The 17,576-nt window shown below is 30.6% G+C and carries 14 protein-coding genes; 13 read left to right on the forward strand and 1 reads right to left on the reverse strand.

Annotation, left to right across the window (positions count from 1 at the left end):
- Positions 1-24 precede the first annotated feature (24 nt).
- The 3 genes from PW5551_RS01660 to PW5551_RS01670 are packed head-to-tail and all read left to right on the forward strand — an operon-like array spanning position 25 to position 3,821.
- Positions 25-384, forward strand: coding sequence for a response regulator (locus PW5551_RS01660; protein ID WP_113073907.1), 360 nt, complete (start codon positions 25-27; stop codon positions 382-384).
- A 22-nt stretch (positions 385-406) separates the two neighbouring features.
- Positions 407-3,166 carry an isoleucine--tRNA ligase gene (gene ileS, locus PW5551_RS01665; RefSeq protein WP_113073909.1) on the forward strand — a complete coding sequence of 920 codons (2,760 nt, stop codon included), beginning with the start codon at positions 407-409 and terminating at the stop codon, positions 3,164-3,166.
- Between the two features lies 1 nt (position 3,167).
- A complete protein-coding gene (locus tag PW5551_RS01670; RefSeq protein ID WP_113073911.1) occupies positions 3,168-3,821 on the forward strand; it encodes a TIGR00153 family protein in 654 nt (217 codons plus the stop codon).
- Between the two features lie 41 nt (positions 3,822-3,862).
- On the opposite strand, the gene PW5551_RS01675 is transcribed toward PW5551_RS01670, so the two are convergent.
- Positions 3,863-4,864, reverse strand: a complete 1,002-nt coding sequence (locus tag PW5551_RS01675) for an S-layer homology domain-containing protein (RefSeq protein WP_158526110.1) — start codon at positions 4,862-4,864, stop codon at positions 3,863-3,865.
- A 120-nt stretch (positions 4,865-4,984) separates the two neighbouring features.
- On the opposite strand from PW5551_RS01675, the gene aspS reads away from it, so the two are divergent.
- Genes aspS through rsmA form a run of 10 tightly spaced genes read left to right on the forward strand, consistent with a single transcriptional unit; the run spans position 4,985 to position 17,565 of the window.
- On the forward strand, positions 4,985-6,754 hold the full coding sequence (aspS, locus tag PW5551_RS01680) for an aspartate--tRNA ligase (RefSeq protein ID WP_113073914.1): 1,770 nt from the start codon (positions 4,985-4,987) through the stop codon (positions 6,752-6,754).
- Between the two features lie 19 nt (positions 6,755-6,773).
- Positions 6,774-7,454: a (d)CMP kinase gene (gene cmk, locus PW5551_RS01685; protein ID WP_113073916.1), complete on the forward strand. Its 681-nt coding sequence runs from the start codon at positions 6,774-6,776 to the stop codon at positions 7,452-7,454.
- The gene (ispH, locus tag PW5551_RS01690; protein ID WP_113073918.1) at positions 7,444-8,295 is read left to right on the forward strand and encodes a 4-hydroxy-3-methylbut-2-enyl diphosphate reductase; all 852 of its coding nucleotides are present in this window, start codon (positions 7,444-7,446) and stop codon (positions 8,293-8,295) included. The genes cmk and ispH overlap by 11 nt, the downstream gene beginning before the upstream one ends.
- Positions 8,292-9,890 carry a S1 RNA-binding domain-containing protein gene (locus PW5551_RS01695; RefSeq protein ID WP_113073920.1) on the forward strand — a complete coding sequence of 533 codons (1,599 nt, stop codon included), beginning with the start codon at positions 8,292-8,294 and terminating at the stop codon, positions 9,888-9,890. The genes ispH and PW5551_RS01695 overlap by 4 nt, the downstream gene beginning before the upstream one ends.
- 16 nt (positions 9,891-9,906) lie before the next feature.
- The gene (gene der, locus PW5551_RS01700) at positions 9,907-11,286 is read left to right on the forward strand and encodes a ribosome biogenesis GTPase Der (protein WP_113073922.1); all 1,380 of its coding nucleotides are present in this window, start codon (positions 9,907-9,909) and stop codon (positions 11,284-11,286) included.
- A gap of 41 nt (positions 11,287-11,327) precedes the next feature.
- Positions 11,328-11,936, forward strand: coding sequence for a glycerol-3-phosphate 1-O-acyltransferase PlsY (gene plsY / locus PW5551_RS01705; RefSeq protein WP_113073924.1), 609 nt, complete (start codon positions 11,328-11,330; stop codon positions 11,934-11,936).
- Positions 11,933-13,741: a hypothetical protein gene (locus PW5551_RS01710; protein WP_113073926.1), complete on the forward strand. Its 1,809-nt coding sequence runs from the start codon at positions 11,933-11,935 to the stop codon at positions 13,739-13,741. The genes plsY and PW5551_RS01710 overlap by 4 nt, the downstream gene beginning before the upstream one ends.
- Positions 13,725-14,189, forward strand: a complete 465-nt coding sequence (locus PW5551_RS01715; protein WP_113073928.1) for a hypothetical protein — start codon at positions 13,725-13,727, stop codon at positions 14,187-14,189. The genes PW5551_RS01710 and PW5551_RS01715 overlap by 17 nt, the downstream gene beginning before the upstream one ends.
- A 35-nt stretch (positions 14,190-14,224) precedes the next feature.
- The gene (locus tag PW5551_RS01720; RefSeq protein WP_113073930.1) at positions 14,225-16,720 is read left to right on the forward strand and encodes a polysaccharide biosynthesis/export family protein; all 2,496 of its coding nucleotides are present in this window, start codon (positions 14,225-14,227) and stop codon (positions 16,718-16,720) included.
- A gap of 23 nt (positions 16,721-16,743) precedes the next feature.
- A complete protein-coding gene (gene rsmA, locus PW5551_RS01725; protein ID WP_113073933.1) occupies positions 16,744-17,565 on the forward strand; it encodes a 16S rRNA (adenine(1518)-N(6)/adenine(1519)-N(6))-dimethyltransferase RsmA in 822 nt (273 codons plus the stop codon).
- Positions 17,566-17,576 lie beyond the last annotated feature (11 nt).

Genomic DNA, 17,576 nt, shown 5'->3' on the forward strand with positions numbered 1-17,576 from the left:
TAATCTGTCATGGGAGGGTTTAAATTGGCCAAAATACTTATAGTTGATGATGAAGAAAACATAAGAATGTTAATGAAAGAAGAACTTGAAGAAGCTGGTTTTGAAGTACTAACTGTAGCCAATGCTAAAAGTGCATTAGAAAAGTTGAGTAGTGAACCAGACATTGATATTGTTTGCACAGATATAGAAATGCCTGATGTGAATGGATTGGCACTAGCTAGTGAAATTAGGAAGAAATATCCTAATAAAAAGATAATCTTTTTAACAGCTTATTCACATTATAAAAGTGAAATGGCTTCTTGGGCTGGAGATGCCTATGTTGTTAAGTCTATGGACTTAACTGAGATCAAAGACACAATAGAAAATCTTTTAAAAATACAATAATATACCCTCGGAGGTGCTAGTTTTGGATTACAAAGATACTATAAATCTACCTAAAACCTCTTTTAAGATGAAAGCTAACTTAAAAGAAAAAGAACCTGAAATCTTAAAAAAATGGGAAGATTTAAAGATTGCTGAATATATTAGTGAAAACAGAATAGGTGCTCCAAAATATATTTTACACGATGGTCCTCCATATGCAAATGGGGATATACATATGGGAACTGCCTTAAATAAAATTTTGAAGGATATAGTTTTGAAGTATCAGACATTAAAAGGGTACGATGCTCCCTATGTTCCTGGTTGGGACACTCATGGCCTTCCTATTGAACATAGTGTAACCACTAAGTTTAGGGATAAAACAAAAAATATGAACAAAATAGAGATAAGAAAACTTTGTGAAGAGTATGCCTTAAATTTCGTTGACAAGCAAAGAGAAAGTTTTAAAAGGTTAGGAGTTATAGGTTTTTGGGATGACCCGTATTTAACTCTAAATCCAAATTATGAAGCTAAAGTTCTTGAAGTTTTAAAATCTTTAGTTGATTCTGATAACATATATAGGGGTAGAAAACCTATTTATTGGTGTACAGAATGCCAAACCGCTTTGGCCGAAGCGGAAGTTGAATACCATGATCACAAGTCAGATTCGATATATGTAAAATTTCCTTTGGTTGGGCATGACAGTACTTATGTAATAATCTGGACCACTACTCCTTGGACGTTACCTGCTAACGTTGCTATAGCTTTTCACCCGTCCTTTGAATATGTTAAAGTCGAAGTTAATAATGAATATTGGATATTGGCAAAAGAATTGGTAGAAAAAACCATGAATGAAGCTAAAATTGATAATTATAAAATTGTAAAAACCTTTAAAGGGCAAGACTTAGAAGGAATGAAGGCAAAACATCCTTTTATAGAAAGAGAAAGTGAGTTAGTGCTCGCAGACTACGTAACTTTAGAAGAAGGAACTGGTTGTGTTCATACGGCTCCTGGTCACGGTGCAGAAGATTATATAACTGGGAAAAAATACGATCTTCCAGTTCTTTCACCTGTTGATAGTAGAGGTTACTTTACCGATGAAGCAGGTAAATATGCTGGTCTAAAGATATGGCAAGCTAATGAAGTAATTATAAACGATTTGAAAGAAAGTGGTCATCTTATCTCTTCAGGAAAAATTACTCATACGTATCCTCATTGCTGGAGATGTAAAAATCCTGTCATTTTTAGAGCCACATATCAATGGTTTATAGATTTAGAAAAAAACAATTATAGAGAAAGAGTTCTTGAAGAAATAAAAAAGGTAAATTGGATTCCAAAATGGGGAGAAAATAGGATATCATCAATGGTTAAAGAAAGACCAGACTGGGTTATTTCTAGGCAACGGGCATGGGGTATACCTATTCCCGCAGTAAGATGTGATGATTGTGGAGAGGTGTTTTTAAACTCAAAAATCGTGGACCATGTTATTGATATTGTAAGAAAAGAAGGAACTAACGCATGGTTTGAAAAAGAGACCAAGGATCTTCTTCCTGAAGAGTTTAAGTGTCCTAATTGTGGAGGAACGAATCTAACGAAAGAAGAAGATATATTGGATGTTTGGATAGATTCAGGATCATCTTTTGAAGCTGTTGTAAATGCTAGAGAAAAGTTGAACAAATTTCCTGTTGATTTGTATTTGGAAGGTAGTGATCAACACAGAGGATGGTTCCAGAGTTCTATATTTTTGTCCGTCGCAAAACACAATAAAGCTCCTTATAATGCTGTTTTAACCCATGGGTTTATAAAAGATGAAGAAGGCAAAAAGATGTCGAAATCTTTAGGAAATGTGGTTAACCCACAACAAGTTATTGACAAATATGGGGCCGATATCTTAAGATTGTGGGTTGCTTCCGCAGATTATAGAATGGATATAAGAATTTCACACAATATTCTCCAACAGCAGGTTGAAACTTATAGAAAATTAAGAAATACCTTCAGATTTTTGCTTGGGAATATAAATGATTTCAATCCAGATGAAGATCGGGTAAGTTATGAAGATATGCTTGAAATCGATAAATGGGCGATGATGAAGTTACATAGTTTGATTAAGGCTGTTACACAAGCTTATAACAATTATGAATTTTACAAAGTTCATTATTTACTAAATAACTTTTGTACTATTGATATGAGTTCAATTTATCTAGATATAATAAAAGATAGACTCTATGTGGAAGGTAAAAAGTCATTTTTGAGAAGATCTGCCCAAACGGTACTATATGAAACATTGTTAAACTTAAATATTATGATTTCTCCAATTTTGTCTTTTACCTCAGAGGAAGTTTATGAACACTTAAATTATTCTAATAAATATAAAACTATATTTGCGGAATATTGGCCTAAATACGAAGAAAAATATATTGATAAGAGCTTGGAAGAAAAGTGGGAAAAGATGCTTGAATTTAGAGAAGAAGTTTTAAAAGCTCTTGAGGAAAAGAGAAAAGAAAAATTATTTGGAAATTCTCTAGAGGCAAAGGTTATTGTGGAATTTTCTGAAGATTCTATTAAGAACTATATTAACTTGTACGATGATGATTTCATAGCAGACCTATTAATAGTGTCTCAGTTCGAAATTGGAAAAGTAGAAGATGGTTTTGAAGGAAAATATGGTAGAATTAAAGTAGTAAGAGCTGAAGGTGAGAAATGCGAAAGATGTTGGAAAGTAGATCCAAATACTGGAAAAAGTGAAGAATTTCCAAATGTTTGTCCCAGATGTGAAGACGTTTTAAGAAATGAAAAAGAGGTGTAAAATGAAACTTTTTTTTGGGAAAAAAGAAGAAAAAGTAATAAAATTATTCACAAAACACCTTGAAAAAGTTGAGGAAGGTATTTCTTTGCTCAACAATCTTGTAGAATCATACTTAGAAACAGATATGAAAAAATCGGAAGAAATTTTGGAAAGAATATCAAAAACTGAGAGTGAAGCAGATGATCTTAGAAGGAAAACTGAAAGCGAAATGTATGGTGGTGCCTTTTTACCTAATTTTCGCGGGGAACTTCTAGAATTGGTTGAATCTGTTGACAAAGTAATGAATAAAATACAGTCAGTAGCAGAAATAATAGTTTTTCAAAAACCTAAAATACCGGATGAATTTAAAGAAAGTTTTTTAAAGCAAATCCAAATGGTAAGGAAAACTTATAAATATTTAAAAAAATCGATCGAATCAGTTTTTGAAAACATAGAAGAAAGCGGAGGGTTTATTCAAAAAGTAGAAGAAATGGAACATAAAGAAGATATTATCGAAAAAGAGATTTTGAAATCATTATTTACTATGAAAAATCTTAATCTAGCTGATAAATTACAATTGAAAGAACTTTTTATGCAAATAGGAGATATTGCTGATCGAGCTGAAGACGCATCAGATAAGGTAGAAATAATCATTTTAAAAAGAAGTATCAAATAAAAAATGCAGGGATTTTACCCTGCATTTTTTTGATATTTTTATTATAAAAGATTCATTATTGCAAAAGAAATAGCTCCAGAAATTACTACTGAAATTATTATATCTAGGAAGTTTATTCCGCCCCCTTGACCTGCTTCTTCTGCTACGGTTTTTACATTCTGAACTTCCGTGGATAGTTTATCAACACTAGTCTGTATCTGTTCTAATCCAGTAGTTAAATCAGAAATACTTTGAGAATTGTTATTTATTACTGTACTTAAATCTCTTGTTGTATTTTCTAATGCGGCGAAATCGGTTAAATCAACCTTAGAATTGAGCTTTGAATTTAAATTAGCTGTTGCTGCACTTAATCTTTCTATTTCTTGGTTTGCCCTAATAATATTATCTTGCAAATCGATGCTTGAAGATTCAAGATTGGCTATATTTCCTTGCAAGTTTGAAACTGTCACTGATAGATTTTGATAATTGGTGCTCAAACTTCTCAAACTACTTTCCAAATTAGTTACTCTTGAGTTTAAAGTGTTAATATCGCTTTGAGAGACTGCAGGAACAGTAATACTATTGATCTTCCTTTCAAGTTCGTCTATTTTTGTGGTTGTATAACCAAGTAATTCATAGGAATTCTGTAACTCTCTAACAGAATTGTCTAATCTTGTAACAGAAGTTTGCACACTTGAAAGGTTCGTTGCCAAAGTATTCAACCTATTTTGAACCTCTCTCAACTCTTCTGTTGAAACTCCCGCTTGAGGAACAGATAAATTGCTTACTGTTCTTTGTAAATTAGCTACATCCCGTGCTAATGGTCCTAACATACTTTGTTCAACATAATCAATCGTTCTGGAAAGGGCTACTGTGAGTTGATACCTATTCATATTTTCCAGTCCTTTAAAAGTACCATCGGGGTACCCTTCAATTATGCCTATGCTAGAAAGTCGTTCAACAGCCTCAAATGCCCAATGATTTATAGGAACATCTTTAAAAGACTGGGAAAAAACCGGCAAAGATAAAACTAATAAAACTAAAAAAACACCAACCTTTTTCACTAAAATACACCTCCAACTTTTATAATTTTTTAAACTAAAATCGTTTTTTACTTACTTTCGATTTTATTTTATCACAAAAAATGGTAAAATTAAATGAAAAAAATGATGGAGGTGTTATTTTTGTTTCAAAAAAGAACACACACATGTGGCCAAATAAATAAGAACGATGTAGATAAATTTGTTATTTTAAATGGTTGGATAGATAGAGTTAGAGATTTAGGTGGGGTCATTTTTGTTCTAATTAGGGATAGATATGGTAAAACCCAAGTGGTTTTTGATTCAAATGAGAATAAAGAACTTTATCAAAAAGCACTCAAAATTAAAAATGAATATGTCGTTTCAATAGAGGGTAAAGTTAGATTAAGGCCAGAGAAAGATATAAATCCAAATATGTCAACGGGTGAAATTGAGGTTTTGGCACGGGATTTAAAAATTATTTCCGAATCAGAAACCCCTCCCATTTATGTAAATAAGGAAGAAGATATATCCGATAATTTAAGATTAAAGTATAGGTATTTAGATTTAAGAAAAGAAAGAATGCAAAGAAATCTAATAGTGAGACATCATGTAATGAAGGCTACAAGAGATTATCTAAGCTCTCAAGGATTTTTAGAAATAGAAACACCTTATCTTACAAAATCTACGCCAGAAGGTGCCAGAGATTTCCTAGTACCTTCTAGGCTAAAACCTGGTAATTTTTACGCTTTACCTCAATCTCCTCAATTATTTAAACAGCTACTTATGGTATCAGGTTTTGATAAATACTTTCAAATAGCTCGTTGTTTTAGAGACGAAGATTTTAGAGCAGATAGACAACCAGAATTCACCCAGATAGATTTAGAAGCCTCTTTTGTTGAAAAAGAAGATATATTTGAAATTACTGAGAATTTGATTAAAGACGTTTTTGAAAAATCGATTGATTATGGAAAGTTAGATATTCCCTTTAAAAAATATACTTATGAAGAAGTAATGGAGAAGTATGGTTCTGACAAACCGGATCTTCGCTACGAAATGGAATTCATTGACTTGACGGAATATTTTCAAAAAACCGAAGTAAATTTCATAAAAGAGGCTATTGAATCTGGTAATATTTTAAAAGGTTTTATTGTACCTGAAAAGGCGAATGTTTTTTCAAGGAAAAAGTTTGATGAATTAACAAAAACTGCTAAAGAACTTGGTAGTAATGGGTTGATTTATATTGCTAATGGAGAAGAAATTAGATCAAATATCAAAAAAGTTGCTGGAAAAGAGATTAATATACTGAAAGAACATGGTATAATAAAAAAAGGAGATGTACTATTCCTTCTTTTAGGTGAGAGAAATAAGATAAATAAAATACTTGGCCAACTAAGAGTTAAATTGATAAAAGAAGAGCATGAAATAAAAGAAGGAGTAAGTATTTTGTGGGTGACAGATTTTCCGATGTTTTCATGGGATGAGGAAGAGCAAAAGGTAGTAGCAGAACACCACCCTTTTACTATGCCTAATATTGAGGATCTTGAAAAATATGGTGAAATTGATCCTTTAAAAATAAGATCAGAATCATACGACTTGGTAATAAATGGCTTTGAAATGGCTAGTGGAAGTATTAGAATTCACAAAAAAGAAATTCAGGAGAAAATTTTTAAAATTTTGGGTTTTAGTAGTGAAGAGGCTAATGATAAATTTGGTTTTTTGCTAGAAGCTTTCAAATACGGAGCTCCTCCCCATGGAGGAATAGCAATAGGGATGGATAGATTAGTAAGTATATTAGTTGGAGAAGAATCAATAAAAGAGGTAATCGCTTTCCCTAAAACGGCGTCTGGGACAGACCCAATGACTGGGGCTCCTTCGTCAGTTGATGAAAAACAATTAGAGGAACTAAAACTTCTATTAAAAAATAAACAATAATTAATAAATGGGGTAAAGAATGAGTGAAGAAGATAAAATCATAAGAATAGCCATTGATGGTCCTGCTGGCTCAGGAAAATCAACGATAGCTCAAAATTTAGCAGAGATATTGCAGATAAATTATTTGAACAGTGGGGCCTTATATAGAATAATTGGTTATTACTTGGATCTGAAAGGAATAAACCCTAAAGATTTAAAAAGTGTTGAAAGAAGGCTCGAAGAAATTAACATCAATATAAGAAATAATCAATATTTTTTAAACAGAGAAGATGTTACAGATCTTATAAAAGATTCACGAATTGGTGATTTGGCTTCAATGTATTCTCAAATTAGTTTGGTAAGAAATAAAGTGAACAAAATAATTAAAAATATTTCTAAAGACACCAGTATCGTAGTAGATGGTAGAGATATTGGAACCGTTGTTTTACCAGATAGTGATATAAAAATTTTTCTTACAGCATCCATAGAAGAAAGAGCAAAAAGAAGATGGGAAGAAGAAAAAGAAAGGAATAAAAATAGCTCATACCAACAAATATTAGCAGAAATTAAAAGGCGAGATTCTAATGACTCTAATCGCTCGTTAGCCCCATTAAAACCTGCAAAAGATGCTTTTATTATTGATACAACTTCTCTTTCCATAGATCAAGTCCTCAATAAAATTTTAAATTTACTTAAGGAGAAAAAGATTTATGGAGATTAAAGTTGCTGAAAGAAAAGGATTTTGTAGTGGCGTTTTAAACGCATACAAAGTCGTAAATAAAATCCTTAAAAATAACGGTAAGGTTTACATATACGGTGATTTGGTACACAACCAAGAAGTGATCAATGAATTAAATGAAAAAGGAGCCATAACGATAAGAGGAATCAAAGAAATACCAAAAAATTCTAGTAATGAAACCATAATAATTAGGGCCCACGGTATTCCCCAAAAAGAAAAAGAATTGTTAGAAAAGAGTTTTTTGAAAGTTATAGACATGACTTGTCCAATAGTTAATAACTTAGTAAAATATGCCAGAGAAAAACAAAAAGAAGGGTATTTTGTAGTTGCATTTGGAAAACCTGAACATCCTGAGATGATTGGATTAAAGGGAAATGTGGATGAAAATAAATTATTAATTACTTTACAACCTCAAAAAATAAAGCAAAAAAAGATTTTGATTGTTTCTCAAACAACGATGGAAGAAAAAAAATTCAAAGAATTTTTTGTAGAAATTATTAATAAAAACGAATTTTTTGAAGTATTAATAAAGAAAACTATCTGTTATGAAACGATTTTAAGAGAAAGGGAAACAAATGAATTATCAAGACAATGCTCTGTGATGTTTGTTATAGGAGGAGAGAGAAGTTCGAATACTAAAAAGTTATATCATATTTCAAAACAAAATTGTGACAAAACTTTTTTCATTAGTTCTTTTGAAAAACTAAAAGAAGTAGATATACATCCATCTGATAAAATAGGGATTGTTACAGGTTCTTCGACTCCAGAATCAGAATTATACAATATTATAGATTACTTAACTCAAAAGGAGGAACTTTTATGATGGAGGAACAAACTTTTGAAAAACTTTTAAATGAACATGAAATAAACGAGGTTAAAAGAGGGAAAATCTTTGAAGGGAATGTTTTTGAAATAAATAGTGATGGTTTGTGGGTAGCATTGAAAGAGGCTACGGGAGATGTTTTTGTTGATCAAAAAGAGCTTTTAAAACCAATTAATGAATATAATATTGGTGACATAGTTTTCGTTGAAATTACAAAGACAAACGACGAAGAAGGTTTGAATTTTGCTTCTGAAAAGAAAGCTTATTGGAAAAAAGTAATCGAAAAAATAAAAGAAGGAGAAAATTATAAAGCTGTCTTTAGAAGTAGGTTAAAAAAAGGTTATAATGTTTTAATAGAAGATGTTGTTAGTGCATTTTTACCAGGATCTTTGTCTCTTTTAAGGCCTAAAGATGAACTTCCAAAAAATGAACAGATGGTTAAAGTAATCTCCAAAAATCGAAGAAATATAGTGGTTTCCAGGAAAGATTACGTAGAGGAAAAAATAGCTGAAACATTTGAGAAGTATGAGGAAGGTATGATAATTGAAGGTATCGTAGAAGATATCAAACCTTTTGGAGCTTTTATTCGATTAAATGAAGAAGTTACAGGTCTTATTCCTGTGAGTGAAGTAGGTTGGGAAGATAATGTTCACATAGAAGATTACTTAAAAAAAGGTCAAAAAGTAAAAACTGTAATAATAAATTTGGACAAAGATAATAAAAGAATTTCTTTATCTTTAAAAAAATTGAGAGAAAACCCTTGGGAAACCATTGAAGAGAAATTTCCTGTAGGAAGTATAGTTTATGGAACGGTTAAAAAAATAATGCCCTTTGGTTTTATTGTAAAATTAACTGATGGGTTAGAAGGTTTGGTGCACGAATCTGAAATATTTTGGGGAAGAAAAGGAAATATAAAGAATATTGTAAATTTAGAAGATAAGGTACAAGTTAAAATCATAGATATCGACAAAGAGAAGAAAAAGATAAACCTGAGTTATAAACAAGTTTTAGGAGATCCTTGGGAAAATATAGAAGAAAAATATAACGAAGGAAATATTGTCAGTGGAGTTGTTGAAAAAATATTGAATAATGGAGCTATTATTAAGATCGATGAAGGAGTAACTGGGTTTTTACATGTTTCAGAATTTTCTTGGGATTTTTTGGAAAATATTTCTGATGTATTAAAAGAAAAAGATAAAATTAAAGTAAAAATAATCAGCATAGATAAGAAAAATAGAAAAATGCGACTTTCAGTAAGAAAAATAAAAGAGAATCCATGGATTAAAGCAGTAAAAGAAATAAAATGTGGAGACGTAGTTAAAGGGAAGATTATAAGGTTTGTTGATAAAGGCGCCATTGTTCAAATAAATGGGTATAATATAGAAGCATATCTCCCTTCAAGCAAAGCTTCAGCTGATTCAAAAAGTGTGGAAGAAAGATTTGATGTTGGTCAAGAGATCGAGGCAAAGGTTTTAGAATTAGGTTTGGAAAATGAAATGAAAAGGGGAAATATGATAATAAGTGCGGCACATTTAGAAAAAGAGAAAGAAAGAGAAGAAGCTATGAAAATCATAAACGAGATGAATGAGGATTAAATAGAGGTGAAACATATTGGAAAGACCTATAGTATTAATAGTTGGCAAACCTAATGTTGGCAAGTCAACATTATTTAATAGAATCATTGGAGAAAGGAAGTCAATTGTTCATGATATGCCGGGGGTAACAAGAGATAATATATATGGAATTAGTGAATGGGACAATGTAAAATTTACGTTGATTGACACTTGTGGTATATTTGAAAGACCTGAAGATACAATCGAAGAAAGACAGAAAAAAATAATTTTTGAGAGTTTAGAAAATGTTGCTTTGGTATTGTTTGTAATCGATGGTAGAAATGGTCTTACATCAGAAGATTATTATATTGCTGATTATTTAAGGAAAGCTAATTCAAAAATTTTATTAGTGATAAACAAGGCGGAGAATTTTGAAAGGTTTGAGTTTGAAGTAAAACCTGATATTTATTCTCTTGGATTTGGTGAAGGAATCCCGGTTTCAGCTGAACATAACAGGAATATGCATTCTTTAAAAGATGAAATAGTTAAAGCACTAAAAAATGATTTTCTAAAAAACAAAGAGTTTTACGAAGAAAGTCAGGAAAGCGAAGATGAAGTAAAAGTAGTAATAATCGGGCGTCCTAATGTTGGAAAATCCTCAATTTTTAACGATATAGTTGGTTTAGATAGAACGATTGTATCAGAAATACCAGGAACCACTAGGGATGCAGTTGATCATCAAGTAAAAATAGATGAGAAAAATTTTAGATTTATCGATACTGCTGGGATGAGAAAGAAAAGTACCGTACAATATGGTAGTATAGAAATGTTTTCTATAACAAGAACTATCAAAGCGATAGAAAAATCAGATGTTGTAATATTGGTGGTTGATGCAACAGAAGGTATAACTCATCAGGATAAGAGTATTATTGGTGTTGCAGAAAATAAAGGGAAGGGAATAATTGTTGTCTTCAATAAGTGGGATCTATTAAGGCACAATCAAAAAAGAAAGGAAGAATTTTTTAAATATTTTGATAAAGAATTGTATTTCGTAAAATATAGTCCTTTGATATTTACTTCTGCCGTAAAAAAATGGGGAATTGAAGAACTTTTAGCGGCAATAGACGAGGTAGAAAAATCAAGAAACAAAAGAATTCCGACTAGTGCTCTTAATGCGGCTCTGGAAAAATATACTTTGGTAACTCCTCCACCTATCAAGAGAGGTAAAAGGATAAAATTTTACTATGCAACCCAGGTTGGTACTAAACCACCCGTATTTGTCTTTTACACTAATTTACCTAATGATATCCCTAAATTTTATCAACAGGGATTAAGAAATATGATAAGGAATTATATAGATCCTTTTATTGGTTCTCCGATATTTTTGAAGTTTGAGGAAAGAAGTAATCAAAAGTCGAAAAAGCAAAAAATTATATAAAAATTAATTTTAGACTAGTTCTTGCTTAAGGGGGAAAACCAATGATTATTACTGTTTTGGTAATTTGTTATTTATTTGGTTCTATTCCATTTAGTTTTTTGATACCTTGGAGTAAAGGCATAGATATTAGAAAAAAAGGAAGTGGAAATGTTGGAGGCACAAATGTTTTAAGGACTCTTGGACCCAAATGGGGTGCTTTATCGATAGCTTTAGATTTTCTAAAAGCTTTTGTTCCTGTTTTAATAACTAGATCATTATTTGGCGTTGATTTATGGGTTCCACTCCTTGCTGTTTTATTAGTAGTTTTAGGCCACGATTATTCTATTTTTTTAAAATTTAAAGGGGGGAAAGGAGTAGCTTCAACATTAGGGGGATTCTTTGCTTTAACGCCGATATTGGGTTTAATATTTCTATTAATATGGTTTCCGATTGAACTAACTACAAAATACGTTTCTTTAGCGTCCCTTTCTGGATTATTTTTTGTAGCTATTTTCAGCTATTTTGTAGATCCTAAAATTGGTTTTATTTATTCTATCTTGTTTTTGATGAGTTTATTTAAACATAGATCAAACGTAAAAAGATTATTATCAAAAACCGAAAACAAAACAGATATTGTTGCTATGTTAAAAAGGTGGAAAGAAATTAAATGAGAAATTTTTTTTTGCTCGTTCTTATATTTCTTCTAATAATTAATACGGGGTTATTTTCTCAAGAACTATCCCAAAGTGAATTGGATTCAAGAAGATTTTTTGGTGAGAGTCTAAGATTGTTATTTGATGGAGAAAAATACGAAGCTAGAGCCATGTTGAATCAAGCTATGACTGGAGAAATCTATATTACAGATATTCCAATATTTTGGTATTATGCGGCAAAGCTGGATCTTCAACTGGGGATGATAGATAGAGCGATAATAGCTTTGGATAATGCTCTACTTTTTTCTACTGTCAATGAAGAAGCTAATACTTTATTGAATTTTATTGATAATATGAAAACTTTTTCTATATCAAGACCTTCCACTATTAATTTTGTTCAGTTGGAAAAGGTATCTGGGGTAGACAATTCATTTGAGAGGTTTTTTTCACCGGTAGATTTTGAGATAATTAACTCCAATCTATACATATTAGATTCTAAAAATCATTTAGTTTTCAAAACGGATACACAGTACGAAAAATGGCTTAAATTAGACGAAAATAAATCTTTTTATTCTATTGCTTCTGATAAAAATTTAAACAGATTGTATTTATCAGCAAATGATGGAATTTATTATTTTGATAGTTATTCATCTAATGTGAAAAAAGAAATAAAAGTCAATGACACCTTTACAGCTACAAATTTAGATAGGAATATAGAAAACGAATTGAACGTTTTAATAGAAGGATTTCCTTTTGTAATTTATGGCGTAGATAATGCAGGTAGATTAGTTGGATACGATCCATATAATAATCAAATAGATCTTATTGGATACAACGGTGAAATTCTTCAACGAAAAACTTTTGATCATGACTATACGTTTATGGATGGCGCACTTTGGTTGAATAGCCTATATCTTTTAGAGTATGAAAGTTCATCTATTATTAATTTTAATATATTAAAAAATGAAATTGTAGAGATAATTAAGCTTCCTAAGAAAACTTATTTCTCATTAGAAGTTTTGCCTAATGGAAGGATTTTAATTTCTTCTGTTGAAGATGGAATAGAAATTCTAGATGAAGAAAATAATTTACATCTTCTTAGTGAAGTTATCGGCTCTTTTGATAATGACAATTTTAGAGGAAGAATAAAGGTAGAAAATGGCATGTTTATTATTTCTGATTTAAAAAATAATGAGATCTACCTTCAAAGACTTGAAGCAGATTCACATAATAATCTTTATATCTTGAATCTTTATGGTTTAAACTATGATAAAAACAAAAGAAAAGTGACTTTGAAAGTTAAAATTAGTGATGTTATTGGTCAGAAAATGGAATTTTTAACAAAAAATATTTATGTAATGGATTCTGGTGGAAGAGTTCCGTTTAACTACTATAGGCAATACTCTGTAACAGAAAATTATGAATATGATATAAACGATCTTTTTCAAATTCATGTTCCTCAAATAAACACTGATTCTAATATAATTACACATGGGGAATTGAATGTTGAATTAAGTCCTGAAAAAACTATTCCTTTTATTTTATCAAGCAGCTCTCTTTTCCACTTAGTAGAAGGAAAAGAAGTTAATGAAGATTTAAGTTATTTAGCTTTCATGAGTGGTGGTTCTATTATAGATATAAGTCAAGAAAAATATTTAAAAGATTATCTTGATAACGCTTACAAACCTATTGATTATCTAGAATATGATTTATTTCCTCCAATAATACCCGCCATAAACCCAGTGAGTGTTGTTCTATTATTGCAAGAAAATACTTTGGTAGATACACTTTTTTATTACACGGAAGGTGATTCAAACGAATAAAGATATTGCTTATTATTACAACCAAAAAGCGAACGAAATGCTTGTATCAGGTAATTATATTGATGCTACTGAATATTACAAAAAAGCATTATCTCATATGCCTGAAGAAGTCATTTTTTATCATAATATTGGAGTTGGCTACATGTTGAGAGAAGATTATTTAAAAGCACTTACATTTTTTGAAATAGCTGTAGAGAAAGGGTTAGAATTAGATGAAATAAAACTTTATATAGCTCTTTCACTTTATAAAACTCACCAGTATGCAAAAATTTTAGAATTATTAGAACCAGAAGAGAATAAAAATAAAATAGATTTTCTAATTATAAAATCAAAAGCAGCCTTAAAAGTTGGTAATGTTCAAGTTGCAAGGGAAGCGGTAAACCAACTAAAAATAAATGGTTTTGATTCACAGGAATTAGAATTAATAGAAAAAATGATCAAAATTTAATAATTTATATTAAAAATAAAGTGGGGAGGATTAAAATGAAAAAAAGCAGATTTTATAGTATTGTGTTTTTGTTTTTATTACTACCTCTTATTTCTTTGTCATATAGTGTTAGAATAGGAGATGTTTTGGGAGTTTGGGTTTTAGGATACCCTGAATATTCTGTAACGAATTTAATTGTTGGACCAAACGGGAACATAACAGTTCCTCCAATAGGAAGGATAAAAGCGGAAGGAAGAACCTTGGATGATCTTGAAAGCGAGATATCTTTAAAGATGGAAAATTATTTAAAAACGAATAAAGTAACGGTAGGTATTCTCAATTATGCTCCTTTCTCAGTAACAGTCTTAGGAAATACCAACGTTAACGGGGTAATTGATATAAAAACAGAACAAATTAAACTTTCTGATTTAATAGGTTTGGCGGGCGGAATAAGGGATATAACAAAATCTTCTTATGCGATTATAAAATCCCCGGATGGTGTGGAACAAAAAGTAAGTATAGAATGGTTAAAAAGCGGTGAAAAATCTGAAGATCCCATAATTTATGAAGATTATTTTGTGCTTTTTCCGTATGATTACACAAATAAAATAACCGTTTTTTCGAATTTTGGTACAGCTTCTATGGATTATCATGAAGGGCTTACTTTGAAATCTGTGATATCATCCATGAATATTCCTACTAACAAAATTGATAAAGAAATTGTAGTAATTAGAGATTCAAAAATTGAAGAAATCCCTTTTGAAACAGTTTTAAAAGAACAGGATTATTACTTAAAATCTGGAGACACAATTATAATACCTCAAAGCTATACAAATCAGGTACTAGTATTCTCAGATTTTGGTTCTACTTCTTTAGACTATTATGAAGGTTTAACTTTAAAAACCTTAATTTCTTCTCTCAACGTTCAAATAAACAAAATAGATGATATTATATCTGTAATAAGAAACGGGAAAACATATACTGTATCAATAGATAATATTTCAAAAGGAGAGGAATTTCTACTTAACTCAGGAGACACAGTAGTTATTAATGAATATCAAAATTATGTATATATTAATTCACAAGAAGTATCTAAAAGGGTTGACTTTGAAAAAGATGAAAAAATGGATGTTAGAACGTTATTAACAAAAGTTGGAATTAGTCAGGATAATATCGATGAAATAAGAGTAAATAATAAATTGTATACATTAAATTCACAGCTTTCAAAAGGTGATTTTGTGGAAGTATCTCTAAAAAGAAACTATGTATACACATCTGGTGCTTTCAATACTAGTGGAAAAATTGGATTCTTACCCACCGAAAAGATTACAATGGATAAACTCATAGGAATGGTGAAAGGATTCAGTCAAGATTTTTCAGGAAATTTAATAATTATTAACGATACTGGTTTAAGTAAAACCATAAAAGTTGATACAAATAATTTAAGTAGTTTAAAAGATATTGAAGTATCACCTGGTTCAACAATAATTGCTGATACTGAAATAAGAATGGCATACGTTTTTGGAGAGTTTCCAGATTTATTAGAATACACACAAGGTCAAAATTTATACGAGTTATTATTGCCATATAATCTTGATGAATCTTACGAAGTTAGATATCAAATCTCAAATAAAAATGGTAAAGTTAATGCTATGGAATCAGAAACTTTAAAAAACATACCTTTAGAAGGCAAAGTTTTTATAGAAATCTCAAAAGTATCTCCCAACCAAGTAATAGTATATAAAGCTGGAAATACTCAAACAATTCAACAAAGAAATGTCAGGCTCATCGATGTATATTCTACAGTTGGTGGCTTTTCTCCTGTTGACAAAGGAACAATTGCAATTTACAAGGACAATGAAAAGTTAAAAACTATTACTTCCGATGAATTATTGGACAATATGATGTTGGAGATACCAAAAGGTTCGTATGTTGTTGTTCAGCCAGAAGCTAGTGGATCTTTCATAGCGGTTCTGGGAAATATAAGTTCACCAAAAAGTATCAAAGCTGAAATCCCCTTGAACTTGGTCGAAATTCTCTCTCAAGCTCAAATTGATTGGAAACACCAGCAAAGTATCTTTATATACAATCAGGCAAACGAAGAAAAAAAGGTTGATATTAAAAACATAGACTCATTGAGAAATGTATTAGTCGAGCCTGGATCCATTGTATATATTCCACCTTTGGAAGAACAGGTCGTATATGTTTTTGGAGAAGTTGTAAGACCAGGATTAGTTGAATACAATTCCGGAATGACTGTCTTAGATGCGATACTTAAAGCCGGGAATGCCTCAAACTCAGCACAACTATCGACGGTATATCTTTTTAAGGAAGGGCCAGAGAATCCTCCTATCACCCTTGATCTATCTGGCATAATAAAGGCTTCTCCCGTAAAAACAGGGATGAATCCAGAAGTTAAACCAAAAGACATAATATATGTGCCAAAAAACGCTCTAAAAAGCATTGTTGAAGTTATGAGCACAGTTAAAATATTTATGGATTTTGTAAATTCAGGATTGAATACTTATAATAATGTTTCTGGATTGTTTTAATTTTTTGATGGAGCGGAATTTTATTGAAAACATCTGAATGGCTCAAAAAATACGATATAAAATTAAAAAAAAGTTTAGGTCAAAATTTCTTAAATAACTCTAGGATAGCATCAGAAATAGCAAAAAGAGCTCAAATTACCAAAGACGATACTATAATTGAGATTGGTACTGGGAATGGGGTTTTAACAGAAGAAATTGCAAAGAGATCAAAAAGAGTTATATCTTATGAAATAGACGAAAGACTAAGGCCTCTTTTAGAAGAAAGATTTATGAACTTTGAAAATGTGGAAATATATTTCGAAGATTTTTTAGGAAGTGACCTATCAAAGTATAAAAATATTGAAAAGTTAAAGTACGTAGCCAATATACCCTATTATATATCGTCCAAAATATTAGAAAAAATATTTCAAGAATCGCCTAAATTTGATTTTGCAATCTTTATGTTCCAAAAAGAATATGCTGAGAGATTAATGGCAACATCAAAAAAAGATTATAGTCCGTTAAGTGTCTTCGTTCAAATTTATTGTAAGGTAGAAAAAATAATGGATGTTTCAAAAAGCAATTTCATCCCCATACCGCAAGTTGATTCAGTTGTTTTAAAGTTTATTGCCACTGAAAGGTATATAAATGAAATTGAACCAAAAAGTTTTATGAAATTTGTGCATCAGTGTTTCTCAAGTAGAAGGAAAACAATAAAAAACAATCTAAAATCAGTAATAAGTGATCCGGATTGCCTTTTAAAGGAATTGAGTATTGAACCAACCACTAGACCAGAGGCTATATCTATAGCAAAGTATATTGAAATGTATAAAAAAATTTTCTCATATGATCCTAATATATTTTAAAAGAAACATAT

The sequence above is a fragment of the Petrotoga sp. 9PW.55.5.1 genome (assembly GCF_003265365.1).
Taxonomy (GTDB): Bacteria; Thermotogota; Thermotogae; order Petrotogales; family Petrotogaceae; genus Petrotoga.

Bases quoted from the DNA above. Each gene is read 5' to 3' on its own strand.
- PW5551_RS01670 (WP_113073911.1), top strand. From the start codon at position 3,168: ATGAAACTTTTTTTTGGGAAAAAAGAAGAAAAAGTAATAAAATTATTC.
- cmk (WP_113073916.1), top strand. From the start codon at position 6,774: ATGAGTGAAGAAGATAAAATCATAAGAATAGCCATTGATGGTCCTGCT.
- ispH (WP_113073918.1), top strand. From the start codon at position 7,444: ATGGAGATTAAAGTTGCTGAAAGAAAAGGATTTTGTAGTGGCGTTTTA.
- PW5551_RS01695 (WP_113073920.1), top strand. From the start codon at position 8,292: ATGATGGAGGAACAAACTTTTGAAAAACTTTTAAATGAACATGAAATA.
- plsY (WP_113073924.1), top strand. From the start codon at position 11,328: ATGATTATTACTGTTTTGGTAATTTGTTATTTATTTGGTTCTATTCCA.
- PW5551_RS01710 (WP_113073926.1), top strand. From the start codon at position 11,933: ATGAGAAATTTTTTTTTGCTCGTTCTTATATTTCTTCTAATAATTAAT.
- PW5551_RS01720 (WP_113073930.1), top strand. From the start codon at position 14,225: ATGAAAAAAAGCAGATTTTATAGTATTGTGTTTTTGTTTTTATTACTA.